Source organism: Polaribacter litoreus, assembly GCF_054584775.1.
This window is the reverse complement of the sequence record NZ_JBTLRD010000003.1, coordinates 254,198-268,415: the sequence shown is the minus strand read 5'-3', so window position 1 is coordinate 268,415 and position 14,218 is coordinate 254,198. Positions and strand designations below refer to the sequence as shown.

The window sequence follows — 14,218 nt, the reverse complement described above, 5'->3', positions numbered from 1 at the left end:
TTTTCTTTTTAATGAGGTTTAACAAAAACTTTATACTTAGTTCTGTTTGCTTGTACAATTTCAATAAGTCTTTTTGTTGCTTTTGTAAATGTTGGTTGGATGTAATTTGTTTTTTGGGTTTTCAGAAACATCATAACCACTATTTGAAGGTTTTAGGTTAGTTACTTAAATGTATGTTTTTAGCTTTATAAATAAATGACAGATCAATTTTTTTACATCACTATAACTGAGTTGCCATTACTACTAAAAAACTTTGTAAACTAAATGATTTGTGATGACTCTGTAATTACAAATATAAAGTTATGGAAATAGCAATTATAAAAATCGGAAATTTTAAAGGTCTGCGTTTAAGCAAAACTGTTTTGGAAAAGTATAACATAAAAGACAAAGTCGAAATGATTTAGAAAAAAGTACAAATAATCCTTAAACCAATTAGTAGTCTGAGGAAAAACTGGGGAAAGCATTTGAGGAAATGCGTGAGAATAATGATGACCGATTATTATTTAATGATGTATTCGAGGACGAAAATTTTGAGGAACGGAATTAGAACAATATACAATTATACTCGTAAATCTTGACCCAACAATAGGTAGTGAAATTAAAAAAACGAGATCTTGTGTAATTGTTTCACCAAACGAAATTAATACGTTTTTAAGGAAAATCGTAGTTGCACCAATAACAACGAGCTTGAAAAACGATCTGACTAGAATTAAAGTAAAACATAACGAAAAAAAGGGAATGATGGCAATCGACCAAATTCGAACAATTGACAAGTCTTGACTATTAAAAACGTTGGACAAATTATCCAAATCTGAAATACAGAATTGTAAAGAAATTATAAGAGAAACTTTTGTAGCGACATAGATTAAAATATGATGCTTTTGTCAATAATACAATTACATCGATATAAATTATTCCACCAAATTGGGGCAAATTTTTAGGAATATCATAATAAAAAGCGTTGGGTAACTTTTTTAAAACTAAATGTTACGCATAAGCAACTTAGATTCTTTATAAATATATTTATATTTTCTTTGATTGGTTTCAATCATATTGTTAATCTCACTAATCACATCGTTTAAAACCGTTTTTGCAGCCTCTTTTTGATCTGTTCTAATTAAAAATCGCGATAGTTCAAGGCGTTCAGGGTAATTAGAATATCTTATATTTAACTTTTTAAAGTGAATTTCGGCTTCATCTAAAAAATCACATTTTTCTAAAGCAATGGCATAAAAACATAATGAATCTTTAAATGTTTTTTCGATATCAATTTTTCTAGCATATTGAATTACTTTTTTAAAGTTTTCAATTTTAAAATAACATTTTAACGCTTTATTTATGGTGTATGGATGTTTAACGTATTTGCCTTGTAAAGCCTTTTCATAAAATTCAATGGCTTTTTCGAAATTACTGTTGTCTAAATGTGCATCTGCAAGATTAATTTTATTCTGAAAACTTTCAGAAAAAGCAAGTTTTTGTTCTAAAGCTTTAATTTTTTTAGAGGGGTTTACAACAGTAGTAATGGATTCTATTGTATTGTTAATATTATTTTTATTTAATATTTGAGTAAATAAATACACTGCTCCTCCAATAATTGGTACAAAAAATATGACAAAATACCAGTAATAATCATTTTTGGTTTTGTATACATGAAATATACAAAAAGCCTGAAAAGCAATTAACAAATAATACAACATAGATTGTAAATATATGAAAAATGTGATTTTAAGTGGGTGGTTTTTAGATAATATGAAGATATTATATCGTTAAATGACTCGTTTTAAAAGTCAAATTTATACGTTATGCCTCCTAAAACTTGAAAACCTTGCACATTAAAGTTGGCAAAGCGTTGGTAATCTGTATTTAAAATATTATTTAGTCGTAAAAATGCTGAAAATTTATCGTTAAAATGATAACCACCATTGGCATTAATATCTACAAAAGCATCTAAGGTTTCAGTACTATTTATATTAGAAGGAAAAGTATTTGCGTATAACACGTCTTTTCGTTCGCCCACATAAAAAACACTTGTAGTTGCATACCATTTATTGCTTTTGTATTTGCCTGTAAAACCAGCTTGAATTGTAGGTAAATTCCAAGCTTCTTTTTGGGTTTGCATGGTAAAACTATTAAACTGAAAATTGGTGGTTAATACAATTTTTTTTGTTAAATCGTAAGCTAATTCTGCAGTAACGGATGTTGTTTTAACATCATCATAAATCACTGAAAATGAATTTCCATATTCATAGCCTTTTAAAGCAATTCCGTTAATGTTATTGTTTACTCCACTAGATTTTGAATTGTTTCTAACAAACAACGCTTTATCTTCTTCCTCTTTTAGGCTGGCAGAAACATTAAAACTAAAATCATTAAACATAACTCCGTTAAAACCTAAAAACACATTATATTTTTCTGCAGTTTGTGTAATAAATTGTGTGGGAGAAATAAACTGATTATCTTCAGTAAAATTTTTATAAGTATTGGTATGAAAATCACCAAAAATACCTGTGTAAATATTTAGTTTTTCTGGTAGTATAGATTGCTGTAATTGAATATCTGGATATACTAAAAAGTGATTTGTACTATTTTCTGCATCAAAAGAAGCAATTATTTTAGCACCAAGATGTGCTGTGAAACCGCCAAAAGTATCTTTATACTGTGGATTGATGTTTGCCGTAAAAATAGAATAATTCAATTCGTTATTATTACTGTAATTTGTAGCAAAATTACCAACTAAATACTCTACCCCTGTTTTTACTTTTAGGTTGTTTAAACGTCTGCTAATAAAATCTATAGGAAAATCAAAATTGGTATTTAAGTTGATGAGAAATTCGCTACTGCTATAATCATCTGTAAAATAAGAAAGTGATAACACACTTTGATCTAAATAAGCATCAAGAAAATCAATTTCTCCTGTAGCATTAAAATAACTGTATTTTTGATTTTCTTCAATATTATCAATAATATTTGGTACAAAGGTGTTTTCTTCTAAACCATACCAATTATAATTATTTTGTTCTGTATTTAGTGTTATTTTCCAATCAAAATAACGTTCTTCTCTCTTGTAAAAAACAGTGGCTAAAAAATTCGAAAAATCGCTATTTAACAAAGTGTTATTAATGTTATTTTGAGAAGTTTGGTATTTTGATGATATTCCATATTCACTCTGAAAACGAGTGTAATTATGAATATAAATTTCTGCAAAAGTAGATTTATAGTTGCCAAAGCCAAGTGCAGCGTAATTATCATAAATACGTTCTTTTACGCCTACATCTATACCTTTTACAACCCCGCTTTTGGGAATAAATGTAGAGGCAACAGGAGCCGAAAAAATAGCATAGTTTAATGTTTTCTTTTTGTTTTTATCAGATAGTTGAATTACCGGATTTTTTTTAATTTTATTTGCATCAGCAATTTCAGGGTTGTAAGCAGTAATTACTTCTACAACCTCTGTTTTTACTGTGTCTTTTACACTAACAGGTTTTTTTTCTTGAGCAATACTACTCATACAACCAAAGAAAATTACACATATAAGAACACCTTTTTTCATTAATTTTTATTTTGAGGAGTTACAGAATTATTGGTTTTGGCTTCGTTGGTTTTTATGGTATTAAGTTCTATTTCAGCTTCTTTTATAATATCATCAAACTGGGTAAAATTTTTAATAACATTTTCTAAAATAAAAGTAGCCTGATAAGCGTCTTGTAAACTGTAGTAATTTTTAGCCATAATTACATAGCTTTTTACACCCCAATATTTATAAGCAGAATAATTGGCAATTAATTCTTGAACTACTTTTGTAGAAGCCTCATACTCTTTATTTACATTTTTAAAGTAAGCACTGTAGTATAAAGCCTCTGCTTTTAATTCTCCTGTAGCTTCTTCTTCAACTTCGGCGTAAAAAGCTTCTGCTACATCAAATTCTTTAGTTTTAAAAGAACTCCTAGCCATGGTTTTTTTAGCATCTAAACGCAAGCTTTCGTCTAATTTGTTTTTTTCTAAAATCTTTTTAGCATATTCCATAGATGCATTAAAAGCTTCTGTAATAGTATATGCTTTCATTAAATTACTTTGAGCAAACAAAATGTTTTCTTTAGAGTAAGCTTCTTTTTCTAATTTTAGTAAAAAAGGTATTGCTTTTGCAAACGATTCTTCTTGTAGATAAATTTGAGATAATTTTGCAAGAGAGTCTTCGCTAAATTCACTTTGTCCAGCATCTAAAACGTTCTTGTAATAAGCTACAGCTTGTGTAAATAACTTTTCTTTAAATAAAATATCAGCCAGATAATAATTTGCTTTTAAACTGTTTTTGCCATCAGGAAAACTTTTCAAGTACTTTTTTAAACTTAATATCGCACTACTATTTTTACCATCAAAGTATTTACGTTGTGCAATAGAAAAAGTAGAGCTTTCTAGTTCACTATCAGAAACATTTACAAATTTTAAGGTTTTGGTCCAAGCTACATACTCATTTAAGTTATCTTCATCAATATATATGTTTTTGGCATTTCTAACGGCCTCTATAGCATCAGAAGAATTTGGGAATTTTTGTACAGTTAGTTTAAATTTTTCTAAAGCCTTTTTGTTTTTATTTTCATTATAATACAATAGTCCCTGACGCACTAAAGCTCTTGGTAAAAAAACACTTCTTTGGTGTTTGCTGAGTAAACGATCATAAGCTTGATGTGCTTTTTGATTGTTTTTAATTTTTGTGTATGTATTTGCTAATTGATATAAAGCATCATCTTTTAGTGTTGAATTGTTATAATCATTCAACACTTTAGTTAGAGCTTTAATTTTAGCTTTGCTATCATTTCTAAACCCAAAACTCATACCTACTTGATATTGTGCATAGTCGGCTTCAGCACCATTATTAGCAATTACAATTGTGTAGTTTTTAATGGCTTTATCATAGTTTCTCGTTGCAAAATAACTATCTGCTAAACGAATATAAGCATCGTTTTTAATACTATTAGCAACATTTTTTTTCGCTAAGAAAACGGCAAATGTTTGTGCTGCTTTCTGATAGTTTTTCAATTTAAAATGAGTGTAACCGATATTGTATTCTAATAAAGGAAAATCGTTTTTATTTCTAGTTCTTAAGGCATTATTTAAATTGATGAATTTTGTTAAAGCATCATTATAATTTTCTAATCTATATAAAGTTTCTGCCTCCCAATATTTCCCCTTTAATACTATTGCTGTTTCTTGAGAAGATTGAGAAGTACGAAAATAAGAAAGTGATTCTGAGTATTTTTGCTTATTGAATAACTGCATTGCCCTGTATAAGGCAACCTCAAAAGTTAATGCCGAGTTTTCTGGTGATTTTTTCTTTTTTAAATAGTCTAAAGCTCCTTGATAATCTTGTTGATGTATAAAAGAAGAGACCACTAATTCGTTAATTTCGCTATATGCGCTAGAGTTTGGATAGTTCTTTAAGTAGTTTTGCAGTACATCAGAAACATTTTCAAACGGGTTGCCCTCTTCGTAACTCAATTTAGCATAATTTAAAGCGGCATCTTCTTGAATTTTACTGTTAAAAGACATAGCACTAGCAGTTTTAAATGCGTTTAAAGCTTCACTTTTTTTATTGGTATTTAAATAACATTCTGCTAGGTGATAATAGGCATTTTGAGAAACTTCGTTTTTCTGAGAGATAATTTTGTTAAAATAACTAATGGCGTTTTCAAAATCGTTTTGCTTAAAATAAGCGTATCCTAACTGATAATAATCTGTGTTATTCCATTTTTTTCGTTTGCCTTGATACGCTTTTAAAAACGGTATTGCATCTTCATATTTTTTTAAGTTAAAATAACTTTCGCCTACAATTTTAGAAATTTCAGAAACATCTTTTTTCTTAGCAGTTTTTAATAATTCTTGCCCAACTGTTATACAACGCTCAAATTGACCAGATTTAAAACTAATATCTAGCAAGTAATAAGAAATTTCTGTTTTGTAAGATGTATTGTCGGCAATTTCTTTTAGCGTAGTTGCTGCAATGCCATAATCTTCTAATTTATAAGAAATATAACCATAATAATATCTAGAGTCATTGCCATATTTTGCATCATTAATTAAAGGTAAAAATTTGTCTTTTGCCAAATCTAGGCGTTTGGCTACTAAAAAACCATAACCCATTTTAAAATTAAGTTCTTTTCTGTTTTCTTCTGATATTAAATCGGTATTCACTTTTTGATACCATTTTAATGCGTATGCAGCCTTTTTATTTGCAAAATAATAATTTCCAACGTTAAAAAAAGCCTTGTTTTTTTTGTTGCTAGTTGGGTTTTCTTCAACAAACGTTAGCACCTTTTCATCAGCATTGGTTTGGTTTAGCTTTACAGCACACATGGCATCGTAATAAGATGCATCTGCTTTTAAAGCAGTGTTTTGTAAGGATTCTTTTTTTACTTTTTCAAATGTTTTTTGCGCTGCTCTATAGGCTTTAGTGTTGTATAATTTTAAGGCATTGTTAAAATCAGTTCTCATGTTTACATCAACAATAGATTGCTGCGCAAAAGCAGTGTAGCAAATTATTGTAAAAGCAAATGATAAAATATGTTTTTTGCAAAAACGAAATTTCATATCATAGTATTTATTATATTCTAATTAACGAATATTTTTTGAATTTGTTGGATAAAGACACAAAAATAAATGAAAATAATTACGATTAAACTTAAGAATTATTTAAATTTTGTATGTTAAAATCGTTAGAAACTAATAAGTTTGTAAAAACGACTATTTTTATGGAAAAACCAGTTTTGTATTTAGAGCATGCAGATATTTATCAGAGAGATAATTTGGTGTTATCTAATGTTAATTTAACCATTGAAAAAGGAGGGTTTTATTATTTAATTGGTAAAACAGGTAGTGGTAAAAGTAGTTTAATGAAAACTTTGTATGGCGATTTACACTTGCAAAAAGGCTCAGGAAACATTGTAGGCTTTGATTTAAAAAAACTCAAAGAAAAAGATATACCGTTTTTAAGAAGAAAAATTGGTATTGTTTTTCAAGATTTTAAATTATTAAATGATAGAACTATTTTTGGAAACCTAGAATTTGTTTTAAAAGCTACAGGTTGGAAAAACAAAGAAGAAATTAAAAATAAAATTAACGAGGTTTTAGAAAAAGTAGGAATGCAATCTCAATACTACAAAAAAACATTTGAACTTTCTGGTGGCGAACAGCAAAGAGTTGCTATTGCAAGGGCGCTGCTTAATGACCCAGAATTAATATTAGCAGATGAGCCTACAGGTAACTTAGACCCAAAAACCTCTTTAGAGGTAATGCAACTTCTAAATAAAATCCATAAAAGCGGAAAAACAATTTTAATGGCAACACACGATTATCAACTAATTGTAAAGTTCAGACAAAAAACGTTAAAAGTAGAGGCAGGTGAGCTTTTTGAAGTTGCGCAACAAAAAACAATATAGTGCTTTCTGTTCTTATACCTACATACAATTATAATGCTTTACACCTTGTTAAAGTTATTCATAAACAACTGATGAATGCAAAAATTGATTTTGAAATTATTTGCTTTGATGATGGCTCAAAATCAGAAATAAACATTCAGAATAATAAAATAAATACTTTAGATCACTCCAAATTTATAGCATTAGATAAAAATATTGGCAGAAGTGCCATTCGAAATTTACTGGTTAAAAACGCAAATTTTAATTGGTTACTTTTTTTAGATGCCGATGTTTTGCCTAAAAACAATCATTTTATTACGAATTATGTAGCTTTTTTAAATCAAAAAAATAAAATTGTTTGCGGCGGATTATTATATGAAAATATAAAGCAAAATAAAGGTTTTTTAAGATATAAATTCGGAAAAAAGAGCGAAGAAATCGCTGTTGAAATACGAAAGAAACATCCTAATAAATATTTTTTTACTTCCAATTTTTTAATCGAAAAAAGTGTTTTTAATGAGGTAAATTTCGAAGAAGAATTAAAAAATTATGGTCGTGAAGATTTATTGTTTTCCATACAGTTGCACCAAAAAGGATATCGTATTTCTCATATCGAAAACGAAGTGTATCATTTAGGCATAGATGACAATAAAGTTTTTATTTCTAAGACAAAGAAAGCAATTGAAAATTTGTTTTTTTTACAAAAAAGCAATCTAATTACAGATAATGACACTTATTTACTAAAAACAACAGAAAGGCTATCAAAATTTAAACTTTTAAAATTAGTCGGATTTTTTTACCCTTTCTTTGAGTATTTGACATCTAAATTTGTTTCGGTTTTTGCTCTAAACCTTTTAAAAGTAAGCTATATATGTCACTTAAAATCAACAGATAATAAGTGGTTTTTGTTAAAATAATTTTTATGGCTTATAAAAAGCATTATGCTTTAAAAATACGAAGTAGTTTTTCTTCTTGGTGTTCCCAAATTAATACAGATTTTGCTGTTTTGAGTTGAGTAGAAAAGTCTTTTTGAAGCATATTCTTTAATTGATTTGCTATTTGTTCTGGTTTTCTACTAGTTAAAACTTCTCCGACATTAAATTCATTGACAACCTGTTTCATTTCAGGTAGATTCGATACCAAAATAGGCACTTCTGCTTGAATATAATCGAAAATTTTATTGGGTAACGCAAATCTATAATTTAAGCCTAAATCTTCTTCAAAGCTAATGCCAACGTTAGCATTGGGTGTAATTGTAGCAAGTTTTTTAGGTGCTATTTTTCCCATAAAAATCACTTTTTTTTCTAAGGATAACTCTTGTGCTTTATGTTTTAGTTGATGAGAAATATCACCATCACCAATAATTACAAGTAAAGTATCATCCATATATGTCATCGTTTCTATCATCAAATCTAAACCTCTGCCTACATTTAAAGCACCTTGATAAATAATTGTATTTTTACCTTTTGTTTGTAACAGTTCGTTTTCTGGTTGAATACTTTTTTGTAATGGTAAGTTTTTTATTGTGATAAAGTTTGTTTTGTATTTTTTATTGTAATAATTTTTAATGCTATCGCAAACGGTATATGAGTTTTTAATTTTAGGTAGTAAAAAAGATTCTAACTTTTCCCAAGTTTTTTTTACAAGAGGACGATTTACCAATTCTGGTACTTCTGGGAATAATTCGTGACTGTCGTAAACAATTTTTTTACGCTGTATTTTACTCACTAAAAAATTTGGCAGTAAAGTATCTAAATCATTAGATAATAAAATATGTTTCTTTTTAAAGATTAGCACAAAGAATAATCTCAGATTAAATTCAGCATAGAACAGAAAGCCTTTAGTAAAAAGTAATTGCAGTCTTAGGGTGTTGTAGCTTCTTTTTAGGGCAACACTATTTTTTAGTTGACGGCCAATCAGTAAAACATCAAACCCATTATTATGTAAAGTAGTACAAACTTTATGTACTCTTTGATCGGTAGTTAAGTCGTTTGTGACTGAAACAATTATTTTCAAACCATAACTTTTGTTGCAATATAAAACAAAAACCCACTTCTTAGATAAGAAGTGGGAAAAATTGCTATGAAAAAGAATGATAAGTAAAAACTCATCACTTTATGTTAGACGTTGTATTTTTAATAAGCTTGCAAAAAAAAATCATTTTAACAAATAATTAAGAAGTACGGTTTCATTTACTTTAAAAAACACAAAAATAATTTCCGTAATTTTTTGTAAAAACTCCAGCATCACTAAAAAAAAATACTAGCCATATTTCTATTCTGATTTTAATAGCGTTAATTCTAAACGTGTTTTTTTATGCAGATACCATTAATTAAATTTGTGTTTTTATGAATTATGATAAATTATAAAAAGCTGCTTTTTTAGAACTAAAAAAAATAAATGAAACAATAGGATGCTGATATTTATATGTTTACTTAACGCTGTGTAGAAAAGTGTTTTTTATAGTATTTGCAGTATTTTTAAAGATTATCTTATGACTTAATTTATTAATCAAATTAGACCTCATTACTTTGTACTTATTATCATTTTTTTAGTGTACTATTTTGAAATGTTAAATATCAGATTTTGTTGAAGTTAGGACCTTTATTTGTTGCAAAGAAACAGAATTGATTTCATCAAACTATTTCAAAAGGTTAAGTTTAAATAGTGATTTCAAAACACAGTTGTTCTGGGAATACTTTATTATTTTGTAGTATCAAAATTGTACTTTTACAAAAAATATATTAAGAATGAATGAAAAGTTGGTTTTTTCAGGTCATGAGACTTTTCACTGCAAAAGTATGTGGTTGAAAAAAGGATATGATTTTGTAGAGAATGATGGAAAGTTTATAGATGAAGCTTGTATTGATTTAGGAGTTGGTAGAAATATGGTGAGTTCTATTAGGTTTTGGCTAAAGGCTTTTGGAATTATTGACTTAAAGACAGAAAAGACGACTGAATTTGCTAACTTTCTATTTGATGAAAATGTAGGGTATGATAAATATTTGGAAGATGAAACTTCTTTATGGCTTTTACATTATTATCTAATAGTTACAAACTATTCGTCTGTCTATTCAATTATCTTTAACAGTTTTAGAAAACTAAAACCTGAGTTTGATAAAAGTAATTTCATAACTTATATTGAAGAATTAGATTCATCAATAAATCAAAATACATTATCTAAAGATTATTCGGTGTTTTTAAGAACCTATCATTCAAAAGATAGTAAGAATAAAGAAGATAGTTTTTCTGGGATTTTTTCTGATTTAGAATTAATACACGAGGTAAAAAAGAAAGAAGGAACATCAAAGTTTTCTATATCTAATAATAAAAATATAGCGATAGAATTAATCCTATTCATTATTTTAGAGAATAAGAATTACGGACTGTCAATTAGCTTTAAAGACTTATATAGTGATTTTAATAGTGTGGGTAATATTTTTGCATTTAATAATAACCAACTTGAAAAGAAGTTAATTGAGATATCAGAAAAATACCCATACATAATATATTCAAATGAAGCAGGTATAAAAGAATTACAATTCAAAAAAGAGAAACCTAATTCTTTTCAAATATTAAAAGAATATTATGAATAAGCTAAAGCAATCAACATCTATTAATATTTTAAGAGATCAAGATAAAACTTTTGATTATATAGCTAGTGATAATACTACAAGGATTGCAAATTTTATAGTAAACGAATTTAAAAAAGGGATACACAGTTTTAACTTAATTGGTTCTTATGGAACAGGTAAATCTTCTTTTTTATGGGCTTTTAATAAAAGTATATCAAGTGCAGAAAATCTAAACTATTTTAATTTCCCTAGTAAACAATTTAGTCAAACTGAATTTATAAATATCGTTGGTGAATTTAATTCACTTATTGATTTTTTTAAAAATTACTTTTTAATCAAAAATAATTTAAAAGGAAATCAAGAAATTTTTGATTGTATTTATCAGAAATATGAAACAATTAAAGATAATGAAGGAGTATTAGTTATTTGTATCGATGAATTTGGTAAGTTTTTAGAATATGCATCTAAATATAATCCTGAAAAGGAGATGTATTTTATTCAGCAACTTGCAGAATTTGTAAATGATGCTAATCGAAACATTATACTTATAACTTCTGTACATCAAGCTATTGATGCTTACTCACTTCATTTAAGTATTTCTCAAAGGAATGAATGGAAAAAGGTTAAAGGTAGATTTAACGAAATTACTTTTAATGAGCCTGTAGAGCAATTATTATTATTAGCATCAAAATTTCTTAGAGAAAAATATGTAAGTATAGAGAAAAACAACGTTTATTTAAAAAACTTAATTTCTTTAAATGAAAAACATCATTGTTTCTCTTTAGATAAAAACTATTTAAAAAAAATAGGTAATAACTTATTCCCTTTAGATGTTTTCTCTGCTGCAATTTTAACCAAATCATTACAAAAATATGGACAGAATGAAAGGTCTTTATTTACCTTTTTACAGGCCTCAGATCATTTAGGTTTAGACAGCATAAAAAAGAATGAATTATTTGATGTAGCAAAAGTATACGATTATTTATTTGTGAATATGTATGCCAATTTGGTTAGCAAACGTAATCCAGATTATTCTCAATGGGCGCTAATAAGAGACGCTATTGAAAGAGCAGAGTCTATTTCAGACTCTAATCAGGTAATGGTCATAAAAATAATCAAAACAGTTGGTTTAATTAATTTATTTGCAAGTAAAGGAGCTAGTATTAATGATGATTTTTTGATAGCTTATTTTTCTTTAGAATATAATGCCAAAGAAGTAAGAAAGGGAATTGATTTTCTAGATAAATTTAGAATTATAAGGTTTAATCAATTCAATAAATCCTATAAACTTTTAGGAGGTACAGATTTAGATATTGAAGATGCCATTTCAAAAATAGAAAGTTCAATAGATACTTCTATAGATATAGTTCCTAGGTTAAAAGAAGCTTTTGAGTTTCCTATTATTACAGCAAAAAAAGCTTTTTATGAAACTGGAACTCCACGTTTGTTTGAATTTGTAATTTCAGAAAAACCTACTTTTCAAAAGCCAGTTAATGAAATAGATGGCTTTATTAATTTGGTTTTTAATGAAAATATTACAATTAAAAACCTCGAAGAGCAAACTTCAGGTAAAAACGTTGCAATACTATATGGGTTGTATAAAAATACATCAACCATAAGAAAAACATTAGTTGATATCATAAAAACAGAACAAGTTTTAGCTACTATTGAAAATGATGATAAGTTTGCGAAAGAGGAATTAAACACTATTATCAATAGTCAAAAGGCACTTTTAAATCATTATGTGTTAAATTCATTATACTCTGATAAGATTCAATGGTTTTTTGATGGTAAAAAAATAAAACTAAACAGTAAAAAGAAATTAAATAAGTTTCTTTCCGAAATTTGTTTTAGAATTTATCCTTTAACTCCAAATATTAATATGGAGTTGATAAATAAGCATAAAGTCTCAGGTGCTATTAACAGTGCCAGAAAATCCTATTTAAATAGATTAGTTAATAATTGGTCAGAAAAAGACTTTGGATATCCAAGTGATAAATTCCCGTCTGATAAAACTATTTATTGGAGCTTGATAAAAAATAAAGGAATTCATCATTTACAAGATGGTAATTATGTATTGACCAAACCAAATGCAGAAAATGAAAATTTTTTAAAAGTTTGGGAGGCTTGTGAGTTGTTTCTAGAAAGTGCAAAAACAGAAACAAAAACTATTACAGAACTTATTAATATTTTAAGTGAGAAGCCTTTTAAATTAAAGCAAGGTGTTATAGGTTTTTTAATTCCTACATTTCTATTTGCTAAAAAAGGAGATTTTGCTTTGTATGATGAAAGAGGTGGGTACATTCCTTATTTAAATGAGACTGTTCTGTATTTAATGAATAGAAACCCGAAGCAGTATTCTGTTAAATCATTTGAATTGAATAATCTGCGATTGAATATGTTCAATAAATATCGTAGTTATCTGAATCAAGAAAATAAAACTAGTTTTTCCAATGAATCTTTTATTGAAAGTATTAGACCATTTTTAGTACTTTATAAAGGATTAACACCATATTCTCAGAAAACAGAAAAATTAAGTAAGGAAGCTTTAAATTTAAGAGAAGCCATTTCTCAGGCAAAAGATCCTGAAAAAATATTCTTTGAGGAATTCCCAAAAGCATTGGGTTATGAAATTAAAAATTTAATTGAAAGTGAACAGCTTTTCGATGAATATATTTTAAACTTCCAAAAGACCATTTTAGAAATTAAAAATTCTTTTGATGAGTTGTTAAATCGTTTTGAAAAATATTTAACACAAGAAGTCTTAGGAGTAAAAGCTCAATTCCCAGAATATAAAACTATGCTACAAAAACGTTTCTCTGCTTTAAAAGAACATCAGTTTTTGCCAAGTCAAAAAACATTTATGCTTCGTGTCAATTCTAATTTAGATGATAGAAACAGTTGGTTAATTTCAATTTGTTTTGCTATATTGGGTAAATCTTTAAATAACATTACAGATAAAGAAGAAAAAATACTAAAAGATAAGCTAAGTCATCTGGTTAATGAATTAGATAATTTTTCTGAAATAAATAATGTTATATTTGATGAAGGAAAAGAAGAAGTTTATAAAGTAGATTTTACTTCGCAAAAAAATGGATTGCAAAAACACTTAATTCGTATTTCTAAACAACAAAATACTAAAATTGAAAAATCAATTTTAGAGATAGAAAATACGTTAACTGATGATAAAAAGTTAAGAATTGTAGCTTAAAAAAGTTTTTAAGAAAAGAG

Annotated in this window: 8 protein-coding genes and 2 pseudogenes; 6 read left to right on the top strand and 4 right to left on the bottom strand. The window is 27.2% G+C overall.

The features are described from left to right. Positions 1–302: 302 nt before the first annotated feature. Together ACW9UN_RS03720 and ACW9UN_RS03715 are read left to right on the top strand one after the other, a co-directional pair. A pseudogene (locus tag ACW9UN_RS03720) lies at positions 303–547 on the top strand (AbrB/MazE/SpoVT family DNA-binding domain-containing protein). Positions 548–558: 11 nt separating this feature from the next. After that, positions 559–864, top strand: a pseudogene (locus ACW9UN_RS03715) (type II toxin-antitoxin system PemK/MazF family toxin). Positions 865–980: 116 nt separating this feature from the next. Here the strand turns inward: ACW9UN_RS03715 and ACW9UN_RS03710 are convergent. From ACW9UN_RS03710 to ACW9UN_RS03700, 3 genes are all read right to left on the bottom strand, one after another. Continuing rightward, positions 981–1,697, bottom strand: a complete 717-nt coding sequence (locus ACW9UN_RS03710) for a hypothetical protein (RefSeq protein WP_459483983.1) — start codon at positions 1,695–1,697, stop codon at positions 981–983. Positions 1,698–1,780: 83 nt separating this feature from the next. After that, entirely contained in the window at positions 1,781–3,550 is a 1,770-nt protein-coding gene (locus ACW9UN_RS03705; protein WP_459483980.1) for a TonB-dependent receptor, read from the bottom strand. Then, entirely contained in the window at positions 3,550–6,585 is a 3,036-nt protein-coding gene (locus ACW9UN_RS03700) for a tetratricopeptide repeat protein (protein ID WP_459483979.1), read from the bottom strand. The genes ACW9UN_RS03705 and ACW9UN_RS03700 overlap by 1 nt, the downstream gene beginning before the upstream one ends. Before the next feature lie 161 nt (positions 6,586–6,746). Between ACW9UN_RS03700 and ACW9UN_RS03695 the strand changes: the two genes are divergently transcribed. Both ACW9UN_RS03695 and ACW9UN_RS03690 read left to right on the top strand, forming a co-directional pair. Beyond that, complete coding sequence (locus tag ACW9UN_RS03695) at positions 6,747–7,433, top strand: cell division ATP-binding protein FtsE (protein ID WP_459483977.1); 687 nt, start codon at positions 6,747–6,749, stop codon at positions 7,431–7,433. After that, complete coding sequence (locus ACW9UN_RS03690; RefSeq protein ID WP_459483976.1) at positions 7,433–8,329, top strand: glycosyltransferase family 2 protein; 897 nt, start codon at positions 7,433–7,435, stop codon at positions 8,327–8,329. Before ACW9UN_RS03695 ends, ACW9UN_RS03690 begins: the two co-directional genes overlap by 1 nt. A gap of 22 nt (positions 8,330–8,351) precedes the next feature. Here ACW9UN_RS03690 and ACW9UN_RS03685 read toward each other — a convergent pair whose 3' ends face one another. Next, positions 8,352–9,428: a glycosyltransferase gene (locus tag ACW9UN_RS03685; RefSeq protein ID WP_459483973.1), complete on the bottom strand. Its 1,077-nt coding sequence runs from the start codon at positions 9,426–9,428 to the stop codon at positions 8,352–8,354. A gap of 734 nt (positions 9,429–10,162) precedes the next feature. Here ACW9UN_RS03685 and ACW9UN_RS03680 point away from each other — a divergent pair. Both ACW9UN_RS03680 and ACW9UN_RS03675 read left to right on the top strand, forming a co-directional pair. After that, positions 10,163–11,008 carry a DUF4007 family protein gene (locus ACW9UN_RS03680; protein WP_459483972.1) on the top strand — a complete coding sequence of 282 codons (846 nt, stop codon included), beginning with the start codon at positions 10,163–10,165 and terminating at the stop codon, positions 11,006–11,008. Then, positions 11,001–14,198, top strand: a complete 3,198-nt coding sequence (locus tag ACW9UN_RS03675; protein ID WP_459483971.1) for a hypothetical protein — start codon at positions 11,001–11,003, stop codon at positions 14,196–14,198. Before ACW9UN_RS03680 ends, ACW9UN_RS03675 begins: the two co-directional genes overlap by 8 nt. Positions 14,199–14,218 lie beyond the last annotated feature (20 nt).